At 71.3% G+C, this 12,455-nt stretch carries 17 protein-coding genes; 1 reads left to right on the top strand and 16 read right to left on the bottom strand.

The annotated features are described in order from the left end of the window. Positions 1-16: 16 nt before the first annotated feature. The 10 genes from ACWDCZ_RS04085 to ACWDCZ_RS04040 all read right to left on the bottom strand — a co-directional run bounded on the left by ACWDCZ_RS04085 (position 17) and on the right by ACWDCZ_RS04040 (position 4,852). Complete coding sequence (locus ACWDCZ_RS04085; protein WP_387969587.1) at positions 17-421, bottom strand: hypothetical protein; 405 nt, start codon at positions 419-421, stop codon at positions 17-19. Next, positions 421-600, bottom strand: a complete 180-nt coding sequence (locus ACWDCZ_RS04080; protein WP_387969584.1) for a hypothetical protein — start codon at positions 598-600, stop codon at positions 421-423. The genes ACWDCZ_RS04085 and ACWDCZ_RS04080 overlap by 1 nt, the downstream gene beginning before the upstream one ends. Next, a complete protein-coding gene (locus ACWDCZ_RS04075) occupies positions 597-773 on the bottom strand; it encodes a hypothetical protein (RefSeq protein WP_387969581.1) in 177 nt (58 codons plus the stop codon). Before ACWDCZ_RS04075 ends, ACWDCZ_RS04080 begins: the two co-directional genes overlap by 4 nt. Then, entirely contained in the window at positions 770-988 is a 219-nt protein-coding gene (locus ACWDCZ_RS04070; RefSeq protein ID WP_387969578.1) for a hypothetical protein, read from the bottom strand. Before ACWDCZ_RS04070 ends, ACWDCZ_RS04075 begins: the two co-directional genes overlap by 4 nt. A 98-nt stretch (positions 989-1,086) precedes the next feature. Next, positions 1,087-1,713, bottom strand: a complete 627-nt coding sequence (locus tag ACWDCZ_RS04065; protein ID WP_387969575.1) for a hypothetical protein — start codon at positions 1,711-1,713, stop codon at positions 1,087-1,089. Continuing rightward, on the bottom strand, positions 1,710-2,264 hold the full coding sequence (locus ACWDCZ_RS04060; protein WP_387969572.1) for a hypothetical protein: 555 nt from the start codon (positions 2,262-2,264) through the stop codon (positions 1,710-1,712). The genes ACWDCZ_RS04065 and ACWDCZ_RS04060 overlap by 4 nt, the downstream gene beginning before the upstream one ends. Positions 2,265-2,345: 81 nt before the next feature. Then, positions 2,346-3,098 carry a recombination directionality factor gene (locus tag ACWDCZ_RS04055; RefSeq protein WP_387969569.1) on the bottom strand — a complete coding sequence of 251 codons (753 nt, stop codon included), beginning with the start codon at positions 3,096-3,098 and terminating at the stop codon, positions 2,346-2,348. A 134-nt stretch (positions 3,099-3,232) separates the two neighbouring features. Next, a complete protein-coding gene (locus tag ACWDCZ_RS04050) occupies positions 3,233-4,030 on the bottom strand; it encodes a hypothetical protein (protein ID WP_387969566.1) in 798 nt (265 codons plus the stop codon). A gap of 73 nt (positions 4,031-4,103) precedes the next feature. Then, positions 4,104-4,301, bottom strand: coding sequence for a hypothetical protein (locus ACWDCZ_RS04045; protein ID WP_387969563.1), 198 nt, complete (start codon positions 4,299-4,301; stop codon positions 4,104-4,106). Beyond that, on the bottom strand, positions 4,298-4,852 hold the full coding sequence (locus ACWDCZ_RS04040) for a deoxynucleotide monophosphate kinase family protein (protein WP_387969560.1): 555 nt from the start codon (positions 4,850-4,852) through the stop codon (positions 4,298-4,300). The genes ACWDCZ_RS04045 and ACWDCZ_RS04040 overlap by 4 nt, the downstream gene beginning before the upstream one ends. Positions 4,853-4,985: 133 nt before the next feature. Here ACWDCZ_RS04040 and ACWDCZ_RS04035 point away from each other — a divergent pair, with 133 nt between their 5' ends. Further along, positions 4,986-6,203 carry an IS30 family transposase gene (locus tag ACWDCZ_RS04035; RefSeq protein ID WP_449815142.1) on the top strand — a complete coding sequence of 406 codons (1,218 nt, stop codon included), beginning with the start codon at positions 4,986-4,988 and terminating at the stop codon, positions 6,201-6,203. 71 nt (positions 6,204-6,274) lie between these two features. Here ACWDCZ_RS04035 and ACWDCZ_RS04030 read toward each other — a convergent pair whose 3' ends face one another. From ACWDCZ_RS04030 to ACWDCZ_RS04005, 6 genes are all read right to left on the bottom strand, one after another. After that, positions 6,275-6,970 carry a hypothetical protein gene (locus tag ACWDCZ_RS04030; protein ID WP_387969557.1) on the bottom strand — a complete coding sequence of 232 codons (696 nt, stop codon included), beginning with the start codon at positions 6,968-6,970 and terminating at the stop codon, positions 6,275-6,277. 127 nt (positions 6,971-7,097) lie between these two features. Then, positions 7,098-7,364: a hypothetical protein gene (locus ACWDCZ_RS04025; RefSeq protein ID WP_387969554.1), complete on the bottom strand. Its 267-nt coding sequence runs from the start codon at positions 7,362-7,364 to the stop codon at positions 7,098-7,100. Between the two features lie 301 nt (positions 7,365-7,665). Further along, complete coding sequence (locus ACWDCZ_RS04020; protein ID WP_387969551.1) at positions 7,666-9,522, bottom strand: LysM peptidoglycan-binding domain-containing protein; 1,857 nt, start codon at positions 9,520-9,522, stop codon at positions 7,666-7,668. A gap of 87 nt (positions 9,523-9,609) precedes the next feature. Continuing rightward, positions 9,610-10,131 carry a hypothetical protein gene (locus ACWDCZ_RS04015; RefSeq protein ID WP_387969549.1) on the bottom strand — a complete coding sequence of 174 codons (522 nt, stop codon included), beginning with the start codon at positions 10,129-10,131 and terminating at the stop codon, positions 9,610-9,612. Then, on the bottom strand, positions 10,128-11,303 hold the full coding sequence (locus tag ACWDCZ_RS04010) for a hypothetical protein (RefSeq protein WP_387969546.1): 1,176 nt from the start codon (positions 11,301-11,303) through the stop codon (positions 10,128-10,130). The genes ACWDCZ_RS04015 and ACWDCZ_RS04010 overlap by 4 nt, the downstream gene beginning before the upstream one ends. Then, positions 11,303-12,451, bottom strand: a complete 1,149-nt coding sequence (locus tag ACWDCZ_RS04005; RefSeq protein ID WP_387969544.1) for a hypothetical protein — start codon at positions 12,449-12,451, stop codon at positions 11,303-11,305. Before ACWDCZ_RS04005 ends, ACWDCZ_RS04010 begins: the two co-directional genes overlap by 1 nt. Positions 12,452-12,455 lie beyond the last annotated feature (4 nt).

Below are 12,455 nucleotides of genomic sequence, written 5' to 3'. Positions count from 1 at the left end.
CAGCCCTCTCCTCTCTCTAGTAACCGGCCTCCCGCAGGGCCTTGACGATCGCCGCGTGCGTGCGGATGGACGTGACGGCGTACCCGTCCTCGGTCCGGGCCCGGGGCCGCTTCACGTAGGCGACCCCGAAGGGCAGGCCGGCGTTCTTCGCCTCGGCCTCGGCCTGGCGGACGTAGGCGGCGAGGTCGTATGACTTCTCGGCCTTGTTCTCGCCACAGAACGGGCGGACGTTCAGGTCGCCGATGTCCGCCGCGCCCTCCTGGACGTTGCGGCGGACGTTGTCCGGGTCCAACGGGTCCTTCCAGCGAACGGAGCGGTCGCCGTCCTTCCAGTCCGGCCGGTACTGGCCGAGCTGTTCGTTCAGGTAGTCGGCCACCGCGGATTCCCAGGCGGTGCCCTTCGCCTTCGCGCGGTTGGGCACTAAGCGCTCACCACCGTCAGGGCCGCGCCCCGGAAGACGGCGACCGCCGCGGCCTGCCAGTAGCGCAGCCAGTCGGGGCGCTGGCGGGCGTCGTGCAGGAACACGATCGTGTCGCCGGGCCCGGCCGTGTAGAGGTCGCCGATCGCCGGGGCGATGCCCGGACCGATGCGGTAGGTCACATGTCCTCCTGGTCACGGGGTTCGCGGAAGTCGGCGACGTGGGCCGAGTCGGAGGCCCGCAGCACCCGGGCGGCGGACGCGCCGTCGGCGGCGAGCGCACGTGCCCGGCCGTGCAGGAAGGCCCGCCGCTGCTCGGGCGGGACCTTCCACAGCGGGGTGGAGTAGTCGGTCAACGGGCCGTCCCCTCCTCGGGCAGATGCGCCCAGGAGGTCCGCCGCGCGATGTGGCGGCAGGCGCGCTCGGAGATGCCGAACGCCTCCGCGAGCGCGGCGAGGCCGGCGCCCAGGTCGGCCGCGCGCCGGATCGCGTAGACCTTGCGCTCGGTGAGCTTCGCCTGCGAGTTGCGGGTGCCGGCCGACGGCGGCCGGGGCGACTCACGGAACGCCATGCGCATGATCTCCTGCGCCCGGTCGACATCCGGAAGGGGGTTGACGAGGCGGGCCGGAACCGGCCCGGTGGGGGTGGGGTGGTGCACGGGGGCCTTTCTCATCGCGCGGTGCCCAGGGCCGCCGCCAGATCGGTGACGGCGGCCATGCTCCGCAAGTAGGCGTGGTTCGTCTCGTCGGGGTTGCTCAGGGACTCCAGCGACTCGACCAGGCGCGTCACCGCGTCCGCGACGGGATCGGGGACGCGGTCACCGATGTCCGCCGTGGCGTCGAACATCCTCATGAGGAAGGTGCCGACGTGCCGACCCTGCGGCACCGGCAGCAGCCGCACCGTGGGGTCGGCGGCCAGTTCGGCCTCGGCCTGCTCCAGCGTGATGTCGCCCGGCTTCCCGGCCTTCGGCTTCGGCGGGTTCGCCTTGCGGTAGAACTCCGTCCACGTCTTCGCGGCCGGAAGATCCACGTCCACGCCCGGGGCCAGCTCCTCGCGCGGCGGGACGTGCCCCGCCTCGGCGAGCAGGTCCCACGTCGAGAGGTATTTGGCGACCGTGGTGTGTACCTTGCCTGCGGCCTTGGCGAATTCTCGGGCGCTGACCTTGGCCATTTCTGGCCGAGGTCCGCGGGCCCCTTGCCCGGTTCCGGATTCCACGCATCGTGCGGCGAGCATCGCGAGGAACGCCTTGTTTCCTGCCTTGCCGAACAGTTCGGCGTCCTTCTCCCACGTGCTCACGGGTGGGCTCCCATCGCGTGGACGATCACCTGGATCGCGGCAGCTATGTGCTCCGGCACGGCGACGTTCACGAAGCCCGGGGCGAGCTGTGTCACGGCCGGTGCGGGGGCCGGTACCCGGGCGGGGCGTCGGGCGTCGGGCAGGTCGCGAATCGCGTTGGTGTAGCGCGATGCCAGCTGGTTCCTGCCCGCCGCGACGACGTAGAGGATGCCGGGGCCGGAGAGGATTCCGGCGCGCGCGGCCAGCTGCTCGAAGGTCAGGCCGGTGCGCTCCCGCTGCTTCAGCAGCTCGTCCCGACGCATACGGGCGGGGGGCATGTCCGCCATCAGCGTGATCGCGGCGGCCGGGCGGATCTCGGCGGCGACGGACTTCTTCGCCTGGGCCTTCACCGCGGCCTCGGTGCGGCCCAGCAGCCGGGCGATCTCGCTCCAGCGCACGCCCTGGGCGCACAGGTCGCCAAGACGGCGTGTCTCCGAGAGTTCCCACGGCATGCGGTGGCGGTGGTGGTCGGCGGGCGGCAGGACCGCGGTGGTGGCGGTGCAGGGGTACATGGGTTTCTCTCTCCAGGGAAAACAGGGGCGGGACCGGCCCCGAAGGACCGGTCCCGCTGGTGGTGCTGGGTGGAGCGCCGGTTAGAACGGCGGCTCCTCCTCGATGGCCATGGCCGGGGTGTCGGTGAGCGCCAGCTCGTAGGGCTTGATCACCTTGGCGGTGAGCTTCTGGTAGTCCACGTCCCGGCCCGCCTTGCTCACGTACTGGACGCGCTCGTTGATCAGGTGGACCAGCGACGGGCCGCCCGAGCGGGCCAGCGCGCCCTTCAGCGCGGGCAGGTCGGCGATCATCGACCAGCCCGAGGACTTGTAGCGGAAGCGGCCCAGCTCCATGGCGTGGGGCAGCGTGAAGTCGATCTCGATGCTGGGCTTGGGGCCCCGCTCCGCCTTCGCGCGGTCCTTCAGCTCGGCGATGGTGCCGGGGCAGCGGCACGGCACGCCGACGTCCTCCGGCGGCGACAGGAAGACACGGGTGTCGCAGTGGTGCGCCAGCTTGCCGTTCACCCACTGCTTGAAGTCCAGCTTCACGGCCTCGGGGCCGTCGATGACGGCCTCCACCCGGTCGGCGTTCGTCTTGACCGCCATGGCGTCCTCTGCCTCGGTGTCCCGCTCGTACGGCTCGCCGCCCAGCAGCTCGGCCACGGCCTCGGCGGTGGCCGGCAGTGCGGTGGTCACCATCCACTGGTGCTGGGCGATCGGGAAGCCGCCGTCGGGGGCCGCCTCGTAGTTGCGGAAGACGCCGGCCAGGTCCGGGCGGGAGTTCGCCTCGGCGCGCTCCGCGCGCTCGGCCAGCTCGGGGTCGCTGTTGAAGATGTTGTCGAGTGCGTCGCTCAAGGGCATCCGTTCTGTCGGGAGGCGGGACCGCCGGTCGGTCGGCCCCCGGGTTCACGAGAGGTGAGCCGGGGCGGTTAACACCGTCCCGCTCTCCGTGCTCATGGGGGTTGAAGCGGGGTGGTTAACAACCCGGGTCAGGCGGCGCGGCGGGCGGTGCCGGTCTGGCGGCCGGCTTCGTTGGCCCAGGCGACGCGGCCGATGATCCCGGCGTCCGAGGCGCGGTCGTCGGTGAAGCGGCGGCGCAGGGTGAGGAACCGGTCGAAGACGTCGCGGTCGATCTTGACCGGGCGGAACTCGGCGCGGGCCGGGGTGATGTGCAGCACCGCTCCGGCGTCGACCTTCGGGAACGGCTGGATCTTGCGGTCCACGGTGATCAGGTCGTCCGCGTGGGCATAGGCCGCGAGCTGCGCGGCCACGGAGGTGTAGACCGACTTGGCGGTCTTCAGGTCGCCCAGGACCGTCTTGCCGTTGATCTTCACCATGAAGTCGAACGACCCGGCGTACTCGTGCTCGCGCGACCAGGCCACGTCCTCCGCGAACAGCAGCTCGGGCTGGTAGCGGTCGAGCCATGCCTCGATGTGCGGGACGTACGGCTCGACGTCGTGGTGCGGGTAGGGCACCTCTTCACCGCGCAGGCGCAGCTCGAAGTAGTCGTGAACCAGAGAGCCGACGTCGGCGCGCAGCTTGGTGTACCTCTTCGCCGCGAACTTGAGGAAGTCGACGGCGGCCTGCCGGTCCCTGCTGGCGATGCGCTGGACCACCTCCAGGTCGGTCACCGCGGCCTCGGCGGCCATGCCGGCCGCCCAGGTCTGGAGGAAGGGCTTGGCCTCCATGTTCAGGATGCTCGTCACCGAGGGGGCGAGGTCGCCCGACTCGGGGTGGACGTAGTAACGCGAGCCCTTCTGGTGGATCGTGCGGACGCCTTCGGACATGGGCTCTCTTCTCTGTGGCGGGGCATGGGAAAGGCCCGCCCCCGGCGGGGGCGGGCCGAAGGGCGGGCGGCGGTCAGGCTGCGGCGGCGAGCGAGGGCAGGGTCTCCAAGAACGCGGACACCTCTGCCCGGACGCGGGCGTTCGCAGCCTGCTCGTCGGCCTCGCGCTCGTCCTCGGTCAGCACGTCCGGAACGGGGGTGTAGACGAAGACGACGTTCTCGATGGCGGTTGCGGTACGGTCGATCGCGTCGTAGCGGTCGCGCAGGGTCATGTGGTGGCCTCCAGGGCTTCGCGGATTCGGGTGTGGAAGTCGGCGAGGGAGCCGGTGTTGGCGATCACCTGGTCGGCGTGCTCAGGGCCGAGCTGTTCGCTGGGGTGGTCGCCGTCGGGGGCGCCCCGGTCGATGAACCAGACCGTGAAGCCCGCCTCCCGCAGGACGGCCACCTCGTTGTCGAAGCGCACGTCGGTGACGACGACCGGCCGCTGCGACGCGGCGGCGGCCTTCACGCACCGGGTGATCCAGAAGTCCTCGGCGACGTGTCGGCGGACGCCCTCGGTCCCGAGGCGCTGCAAGAAGCGGCGGGCCTGCGGGAACTCGTCCTTCACCCGTTCCCAGCCGTAGCGGTCCACCGCGTCGGCCAGATACAGCGGTGCCGCGGCGTCCACGCCCAGCAGCTCGGTGCCCACCATCGGGTCGATGTGGTACGCCATCACCTTCAACGGGTCGGCCAGCGCGAGCCGGACGAACCCGTACTCGGCCAGCACGCCGGCCGCCGTGTCCTTCCCGGACCGCGCCCGGCCGATCAGGGCTACACCGTGCATCCGTGCTTCCTTTCTCCGTGGTCACCGAGGTTGAGCAGGGGTGGTTAACACGGTGCGGGAACGCGAAAAGGCCCCGCCCTCCCGAAGACCTTGAGTTCTAGGGATCGTTGCAACACCCCAGCTGGGGAGTGCAATGACCTTCGAGATTCGCAAGGGCCGGACGGTGGCCCAGGGAGCCAGGCGGCTCACGCGTGAGCGGGAGGCATACTTCCAGCTCGTGAAGCAGGGTGTGAGCTACGCGGAAGCCGCCCGTGCGGTCGGTATCAACCTCCGCACGGGAAAGCGATGGCGTAACGGCCGGAACCCTTCCGGCCGTTCCAAGGCGGCAGCACCGGTCAGACCGGTGCTGCCGCCTTGTGGCGTGTCCCGCTACCTGCGCGAGGACGACCGCGTCTACATCGCCGACCGGCTGCGGGAGAAGGCCACGGTCCGGGCGATCGCCGCCGAGCTGGGCCGCAGCCCGTCCACGGTCAGCCGGGAGATCCGCCGCAACCGCCATCCCGAGAACGGCCAGTACCGTCCGTTCGCGGCCCAGGCGCGCGCCGACGACCGCCGGCCCCGCCCGAAACCCGGGAAGATCAGCCAGAACCCCGAGCTGCGGGACGCGATCCAGGCGGGCCTGGACGAGCGGTGGAGCCCGGAGCAGATCTGCCAGGTCCTGCGCAGAACCTTTCCCGACCGTCCGGAGATGCACGTGGTCCACGAAACCGTCTACCAGGCCCTTTACGTCCAAGGCCGCGGAGAACTCCGACGTGAACTGGCCGGCGCCTTGCGAAGCGGACGCGCCCGCCGCAAGCCCCAACGCCAGGCCGACTGCCGCCGGCCCCGCTTCTCCGACCCGATGGTCATGATCAGCGAGCGCCCCGCCGAGGTGGACGACCGGGCCGTGCCCGGCCACTGGGAAGGCGACCTGATCATCGGCAAGGACAACGCCTCCGCCATCGGCACCCTGGTCGAACGCCACACCCGCTACGTCATGCTCCTGCACCTGCCGAACGGCCGCACCGCCGAGCACGTGCGCGACGCCCTCGTCGAGACCGTCCAGACCCTGCCCGCCCACCTGAAGCGGTCGCTGACCTGGGACCAGGGCGCCGAGATGGCCCGACACGTCGACTTCACCCTCGCCACCGACATCCCGGTCTACTTCTGCGACCCGGCCAGCCCCTGGCAACGCGGCAGCAACGAGAACACCAACGGCCTGCTCCGCCAGTACTTCCCCAAGGGCACCGACCTCGCCCTCCACAGCCCCGAACACCTCGTGTTCGTCGCCGACCAGCTCAACCGCCGCCCACGCAAAACGCTCGGCTGGGAAACCCCAGCCGAGCGCCTGCATAAACTCATCGCAGCCTGATCAACACGACCACGTGTTGCAACGACCCCTAGAAACCGCCGACGGGAAGACGGGGCCTCGACGGCGGGCGGTCAGCTCAGAACCTGCTCCAACGCGAGCAGGGCAGCCCGCGTCTCGTTGAGTTCCTGGCGGAGCCGGTCCTTTTCCCCGGCATCCGCGCCGTCGAACAGAGCACCGGTCAGCGCCGTGGCGAGCCGGTGGAGTGCATGGATCACGTCCGGACCATCGGCCGGCGCGATGGCCGGCGCCTCGTCAGACAGCAGCGCACCGAGCTTCTGGAGGGACGTCCGGCGGTTGTACCGATCGATCCGAACCTCCCGCTGCGCCTTCGGGATGATCTTGTAGTACTCGAAGACCTCGTCGGAGGACATCAGCCCCGGGAACTGGCGTGCGAGGCCTTCCGGCCCGAGAGAGAGGACGTATTGGACGCGCACAGGGGAGAGCGCACCCCGGACGCCCTGGAGGACGCTGTCGCGGTCCTTCTTGACTGCCGCGCGGACCTCGGGAGAGGACATTGGCGGGGCCTTCACTCCGGCGGTGTCCAGAAGGGTGGACATCCACTGTCGTGCGGCGTAGCTCTCACGGCGAAGATCCGGGCGGCCCTCGGCGTTGGTGAACAGCAGAGCTGTCTCGAACACCACCTCGGCGAGCGGGCCGAAGTCACGGCTCTCGCGCGCGGGGCCTACGAGTGGCACCGCCCGGTCCATGATCTCCTGCGCGCCAGGGAACTCCAGCCAGGCGGGCGCGGTCGGCTTCTTCGGGGGCATGGGTTCCTCTCGACTCGGGACGGGGACCGTTGTGCAACCAACGGAACCCGGCGTCCATTCCACCACGCCCTTCCCCGGAACGAGGAAATGGCCCCAGCCCGTCCGAAGACGAGCCGGGGCCCGGGGTTCACCGCTTGCTCTTCATGCCGTCGTCCTGCGGTGGGGCGACGGGAGCGGGGTCCGCGTGGGGGCACGAGCAGCACTCGGCGAGCGCTTCGGCGCGGGCGGCCTCGGAGTTGGCGGCGTCGGTCGCGGTGGTCACGACGTGCTTGCCCGCGGAGTGGCCGGCGGCCATCGTGACGATGATCAGCAGCAGGCCGACGACGCCTTCGTTGGTCTCGATCCCGGCGAGCGCGGGCACGACGGTGCCGAGCGCAGTGAGCGCTGCGGCCACGGCCGACCGCGCCTTCACGGGGTTCTCGGTGATCCAGCTCTTCAGGTCTTCGATGGTGCTCAGCCCTTCAGGCGTGCGACGACGTCGGTGATCAGTGCGGTGCCTCCGGCGAGTCCGGAGGCGACGACGCCGTAGCGCCAGCGCTCCAGGGCGCGGACGCGGTCTTCGTGGTCGCGGAGGGTCTGGTCGACGGCGTCGCTGCTCTGGGCGAGCGAGCGGACGTCTTCTCGGACCTCGACCAGGGTGTCGTAGATCTCACGGGGACCGATGTGTACCCCGCCGAGATGTTCGTCGGTAGTGATCAGTACCCCCCTACGTTCCAGGCGATCGCCTCGAACGAGCCGTAGGTCGCGTTGGCGTAGCGGACTCCGGCGATGATCGAGTCGACGGGGTTGAGGATGTTGCGGTGGCCGGGCAACGAGTAGGTGTCGAAGGTCGGGCGGATGGTCTGGAGGAGGCCGAACGTGCCGCCGTATCGGGCCTCGTTCGAATCCCAGTGGTTCTCGGCGAGCGGGTTGCCGCCGGACTCGACCATGGCGCGGTGCTCGATGGCCGCCGCGCTGGGGACCAGGTCGCCGTTCGCGCGCAGGATGTCCCGGGCCTGTTCGATCCACCCGGCCAGGTCGTCCGAGTAGCCGGTGCTCGACGCGGCCGGAGCTTCCTCGGCAGCCGGGGACGGGGCCGCCGGCTCGGCCTTCGACTCGGCCTTGGGCGCCTTCACGGCCGGGGTCTTCGGTGAGGCCGGGCGCGGGACGGGGGCGGAGCCGTCGGGGATCACGATGTCCTGGCCGGGGTAGATCAGGTCCGGGTTCGCGACGGTGGCCGCGTTGGCGGCGACCAGGGCTTCCAGGGTGACCCGGTAGCACGCGGCGACGTCCCACAGGGTGTCGCCCGCCGTGACGGTGTGGAGCGGCGGGGCGGTGGCCGTTGCGGTCGCGGTGGGCAGGCTGACGACCTGGCCGGCCTCGATCCGGTCGGGGTCGCCGAGCTGCGGGTTGGCGTTGACCACGGCGTCCAGGCCGACGCCGTAGCGGACGGCGATGGCGGACAGGGTGTCGCCGGGGGCGACGGTGTGGGTGGTCGCGCCCGGGGCCGGGGTGGGCAGCGGGTCCGGGCTCGGAGCGGGCTGCGGCGTCTCGGCCGGCCCGGGCTCGACGGGGGCCTGGGTCTCGCTCGGCTCCGATGCGGAGGCCGCCGGGGCAGTGGTCGGCGAGGCCGACGCGGCGGGGACAGTGAGCTGCTGGCCCTCGGTGATCCGGTCCGGGTTCTCGATCTGGGGGTTGAGGGAGAGCAGACCGGCCACGGTGGTACCCACGGCGACGGCGATGCCGCCCAGGGTCATGCCCCGGCGCACGGTGATCGTGCGGGTGGCCGGCCGGGGCGGGACGGTCGGCAGCGGTTCGGTGACCGGGCCGAACTCGGCGAGGAGTCGGGCGAGCTGCCTCGGGCCGGGGATGCCGTCAGCGTCCGCGCCGCCGTCGCCGAGCTTGAGCTGCCAGGCGCGGAAGCTCTCGGTGTCCGCGCCGCCCCACACCGGGCCGGGGCCCTGGCTGTAGCGGGAGCAGCCCGCGCGCACCAGGGCGCGGCCCATGGTGGTGATGTGCTCGCCGCGTGCGCCGGGGCCGTAGAGCTTGCCGTCGATGGTGACGGCTTGGCCGGTCGACGGGGCGGTGGTGCCGGTGCTGCCGCTGGTGGAGTAGGCGGGGCGGCCGACGCCGAGCACGACCGAGCGGGGGCGGGTCTTGCGCACGACGCAGCCGCCGGAGCCCTGGCCCGCGCCGGAGCTGCGGGCGGTGTTGCCTTCGACGGTCTTGACCTGCTGCCCCGGGGCGGAGTCCTCCAGGACGATGCCGACGTGGTCGGCGGTCGGGCCGCCGTCCCAGGAGAAGAAGACGATGTCGCCGCGCTTGAACGCGGCGTCGCGGCCGAACCACTGGCTCTTGTTGCGGAACGCCTGGACGTGGCTGGGGCAGTAGGCGAACTTGCCGACGGCTGTGGCCTCGCCGCCCTTGTCGGCGCACCAGGAGACGAACATGTCGCAGAAGGGCTCGTGGTTCAGCCCGTACCAGCGGCCGAAGGGGGTGTCGTAGTAGCGCCCGTTCGGGGAGAGGCCGCCCCGGTAGTTCTGGTCGGCCCACTTCAGGGCCTCGGTGATCACTGCTTCGCGGGAGATAGGCGGTCCTTTCAACAGGGAAGCCCCGCCCGGGAGTTCGGGCGGGGCCGCTGCGCGGGTTGCAGCTGTGGCTCAGGCGTAGCCGGGTGGGATGGGGACGGGGGTCCAGGTGCCGGCTTCGGTCGCGCCGGGGGCCTGGTTGAACGGGAGGGCCATGGCGACGCCGGGGTCGACAGTGCCTCCGCCTTCGGTGTCGGTGCGGGTCTGGAGGAGGACGCGCTGCCACTCGCCGGGCTGGCCTCCGCCCATCGGCAGCACCCAGTCCAGGCGGACCCAGCCGTTGTTGAGCGCGCCGCCGGTGTACTGCCACTCCGCGGTGACCGCGCGGGCCCGGTCGACGTCGAACAGCCGCAGCCAGACGTTCGCGCCGGTGCGGCTGGAGACGCGGCAGTCCAGGCGTAGGACGGGGTGGGCGATGCCTGCGGTGGGGATGGTGGCAGCGGCGCGCCAGGTGGTGGCGACGTCCAGGCCGGGGCGGTAGGGGGTCATGGGCAGGACCGCGCCCAGCGCGCTGGCGGTGCGTTCCATCGCGGACAGGCGGGTGTCGATGCCCTGGAAGGAGTCGGCGAGGGTGGGGCGGCCGTAGGCGGTCACGCGGCGGCCTCCAGTTCGCCCTTCACCCAGTCGTCCACGCGCTCGAAGATCGTGACGGGGACGAGGGCGAGGGTGGTCTCCTCACCGGTCCGGGTGACCTTGGTGTTGATCTCCTGGATCACGTACTCCGCGTCGATGCCGGGCCACTTCGCGGTGCGGGCACGCACGCGGATCTTGTGGCCGACACGCAGCTCGGCGGCGGAGTACTCGCCGCCCGGGTGCAGGGTGACCTCGGGGACGACGATCGGGAAAGCGCCGACGGCGATCATGCGTTCGGCCTGCGCGGTCAGGGTCTCGACCCGCACGACCGAGTTGTTCGTAGCGATGGACGCGAGGCGCGGGATGCGGCGGCCGCCCTCGGTTTCGAGCTGGCCGTTGTACCACCAGCTTTTGAGCTGGCTCCAGCCTTCGCCCGCGCCGTTGACGCCGGTCTCGGTGCACATCTGGTCGCCGTCGCTGGTGACGCTGGTGACGGTGCAGTTCGCCCCGTGCTCCAGGACGATGCCGGTGTCCTGGCCTCCGGCCGGGTAGAGGAAGCGGAAGTGGTTGCGGATCACGCGGGCGTCCAGGTCCCAGGCGAAGTCGAGGCGGAAGTCGAATCCCTTGATGACCGCGCCGAGCTGTTCGACGGCCTCACCGACGCTCTTCCACGCGAACCAGTCGTAGGTGCGTTCGCGCTTCATGGTGTCCAGGTCGGGGCCGAAGGTGAGCGCGCCGGGGCCGTTGCTGCCCCAGTAGCCGTACTCGCCGGGGGCGACCGGCGAGGGGTTGTCGGCGAATTGCTGGATCAACTCGCGTGCGATGGTGGTCTGTTCGCGGGGCACCGTGCCGGTGGAGTAGCCGAGGTTGATCGTGTTCCTGCGGTAGTACTCCCACAGGCCGACGCAGTCGAGCGTCATCTCCTCGGCGGCCAGGTCGACGTTCCAGGTCAGCAGCGGGCCGCCCCACAGGACGCGGGAGCCGCGCTGGACGTGGGCGGTGATCCGCCACGGCGAGATCAGTGACCAGTCGAGTCCGGCGAGGGGTTCGGCGGCCAGCGGCACGGTGAGGCTCGCGGAGCCGGGGGCGTTGAGGATGGAGCGGTAGTTCAGGGCCGAGACGGGCAGCTCGGCGAGCAGAGCGCCGCCCTTGAACTCGGAGAGGATCACGCGGTAGCCGTTGTCGTCCGTCATCAGGCCGCCTGGACGACGACGGCTTCGGCGTAGGACGTCCACGCGGTGGTGAGCCGGACGTTGTTGTTGTCCGAGTTGTCGGTGAAGACCATGGTGGAGACGTTGAGCGGGGTCCCGGCCGGCACTCGGACGGTGGCGCTGCCCCGGGCGTCGTGGGCGTCGCCGGCCCTCACGAACTGCGGGCGGCCCGCGCGACGGCGCTCGCCGTGTCCGGCGACCACGGGCGTGATCCAGCCCTCGCCGAAGTCGCCTCGATAGCTGACCTCGAACGAGACGGTGACCAGGCGCGGGTAGGGGGCGGCGGGGGCCGTGAACTGGTGCCACGCCAGCGTGCCCCACGCCCCGTCCCCGGCCTGGTACGAGGCGTCCAGGCGGACCGCACCGGGCAGCACGGGGGCGGTGGTGCCGGGGCCGGTGACCTTGTGCAGGGCGGTGGTGACCGAGTCGTAGACCAGAGAGCCCGCCGGAGCCCCGGCAGCAACCTGGGCGATGCCCTGGGCGCCGGCCGTGCGCAGGTGGCGAAGCGGGGTGGTGTCGAGCTGCCCGGCGACGACGAAGCGCTGGTCCTCGATGCCGGTGATTCCGGTCTGCGCGATACTCACCAGCGCGAGGCGCACCGAGTTGGACGGCACCTGCCAGTCCCTCGCCCCGGGGGTGGACTCGGCCAGCACCGCGATGGACCAGCCCTTGGCGCCCTCCTTGGTCACCTGCGCGCCGGAGGTGGCGGTGGCGTAGGGGGTGCCGTCTGCGGCGTAGGAGACGGGCTGCATGTACTGGTCCGCGGTGGTGCGGATGTCCATCAGCAGCGGCCCGGCGGGAACGGAGTCCGGATCGGCGAAGGCCACCACCAGGTCGGTTCGCGCGGCCTCGCCGGGCTTCGGGGTGGAGCACTGGAGCTGCACGGAGGTGTCAAGGTTCGCGAAGTGCACCGCACCCTTGTGGGAGACGGCCACGTCGTCGGGCAGCCACACCGAGCCGGCCGCCACGCTGACGCGCGGGGTGGGGTTGTCGACCTTCTCGACCAGCAGGGCGGTGGGCCCGGCGACGCCGACGTGGGCGCCCCGGGTCCCGCCGATCATCGTGCGCAGATCGAGCGCGTCGTAGCGGCCCTGCTGGACGAACAGCGGGGCGCGGAGTTCAGCGGCCAAGAGT

The organism is Kitasatospora sp. NPDC001225 (assembly GCF_053597855.1).
Note: the sequence above shows the minus strand (reverse complement) of the source record. Positions and strands in the feature narration are given on the sequence as shown.